This is a genomic window from Plesiomonas sp., from assembly GCF_051650925.1.
Classification (GTDB): domain Bacteria; phylum Pseudomonadota; class Gammaproteobacteria; order Enterobacterales; family CAMTGL01; genus Plesiomonas.
On sequence record NZ_JBOFRH010000565.1, the window covers coordinates 1 to 2,118 of the forward strand.

General features: G+C 47.9%; 2 protein-coding genes. Both read right to left on the bottom strand.

The features are described 5' to 3' along the window. Positions 1-92: 92 nt before the first annotated feature. Complete coding sequence (locus ACRC27_RS13385) at positions 93-686, bottom strand: tail fiber assembly protein (RefSeq protein ID WP_438640110.1); 594 nt, start codon at positions 684-686, stop codon at positions 93-95. 20 nt (positions 687-706) lie between these two features. Beyond that, positions 707-2,118, bottom strand: a 1,412-nt coding sequence (locus ACRC27_RS13390; RefSeq protein WP_438640111.1) for a tail fiber protein, incomplete at its 5' end; no start/stop codon positions are given.

Consider the following 2,118-nt stretch of genomic DNA (forward strand, 5'->3'; position numbering starts at 1 on the left):
TCAAAGCCAATCCGCGCGATATAGCGTTTTTTCGTCATAAAAATCCCATAAAAAAACCCGCACCAAGGCGGGTTAAATAAAACGTTAATCATTTATTCCTGTGGTTTTAATGGCCACACAATTTCACTAGTAGCCAATGATGACTCAACACTTGCAATTTTGACACGGTAAGTTCGCCACGCGTCAAGCAATGCTCTATCTGCATCAGGACTTGACGATAATCCGAGATTAATTTTGTCAGTCAAAATATCGATGTGTTGGCTAGCCTCATTAATCAGTTGCTGCTTTTTAGCCTCAATACACCGCTGATTAAAATGTGCCTCTGCCATTACATCTTTTTCCCACGAATCACCTTGCCATCGATCAAATTCACTTTCAGGCTTTAATAACGTGAATTTTTCAGGTAATGCGCCAGGAGTTGTAATAAGATGCGGCTCCCGTGTTTCAATGTCATACGCCGTTTTTCCGCGATGATCTTCTACAATCGCCCAATCATCACGCTCAATATCAAACACCACCGCCATGCCATCTGGCGCAACAGGCGCAGGCTTATGTGTACAGTAGGCCGGCAAACCGGTTCTGGCAGGAATATAACAATCAGACTTCCCGATATATTCATAGGTGTCCGCTAAAAAACCATAAACCACGATAGTTCTATCGTCATCAGAAAAAACGAACTTGCTCATTTCGTTATCTCCATGCAATTTTAAGCAGCTTCAACCATATAATTAAACGCAATATTCCTGACTGTTGTTTCACTTCCACCATCATCATCAATCACGATCGTGTGGCCATGTGCGCCAATGACAACTCGATGCACGTGTGGGCCAATATATACGGTGTGTACGTGATCACCCGCACCATCAGTATTAGCAACATTAGAGAAATTAAAATATTGCCAAGTACTGCCACCGATATCCCACGGACTTTGACGAGAAGGAACACCATAATGAACGTGATAACCGCCGGAAGATGATGACTTAGAGCCATAATCAAATGCGTCAGTGTTTTTAGCGCCTAAATCAGTTTCGCTGCAATGCGCTACGTGTTTATGGCGTTTATTTTGGTCGGCCTCGTATGATAAAACCGCGCGCCCAGATACTGGCTTACCCTTAATGGTTTGCCCGCGCATATCAGGCAATACACCTGATGGATATGCTTGCGCCAACTTAGGGTAACGAGATTTATCAAATGATTGCCCCATCATAAACACATAACCGAGAGGCGGTGTATCGGTTGGCCACGGTAAGGGAATACCGACCGGTAAGGTGTTACCGACCTCAATCCAATCAAGCCATGGCCCATTTTCACCATTCCATGCAGCGCTTAGCCCTCGGCAGAATTTCCGACAACTGAAAAAAGAGGTGTATTCCTGCTGACATCCATAGGCCGACGGCGTCACGATTAATGTACCGGCCTCCGCTAACGGATAATGATGTTCGGTTGTCGCCCCTGCATTCGCCGGCTGGTAATACACGCCTCGATGAGCCAGAGAGCCCAAGGTATTTAAATCGACCGATAGCGGCTGCTCACTGATTGGGAAAGCGGCCTGACTAATGCGTTTACGCAGTTCATTAATCGCTTTTGGGGTAGCGGCGAGCTTCTCACTCTCACTGTCGAGAGCGCTGGAGAGTTGAACCAAACCACGTTTAGCGGTCGTCGCATCCTCAGCGGTGTATTTGCCTGCCGCTAAGTCGTGAACGGTCTTCACCGCTTTCGGCGTTGCCGCTAGCGTCTCGGACGTACTATCGGTCGCGCTACTCAGCTGCACAAAGCCCTTCTCCGTCAATGACGCATCAGGGTGATTGCGGCTTTCTTCATGGCGTTGAATTTCACGCTTCAAATCCGCCAACGTCGGCCACACCACAGACGGGTCGATAGTGACATTCACCACGCCAGCATTCTGGGGAATGAAGCGCAGCCGGTACAAATAGCTTTTGGCTTCCCCCGAGGTGATCAGCGGTTTGAAGTCCCCTGACACCCGTCGATAGGCGTACAAGATGCCGTTATCTAAGATGGCTGACATCTCATTGATGTAATACCCCGTACCGTTAATGGCATGTTCGGCCGGTATGGCGCACTCCGCCACAAAGACTCCGGGGTTCTTTTCATCCTGAT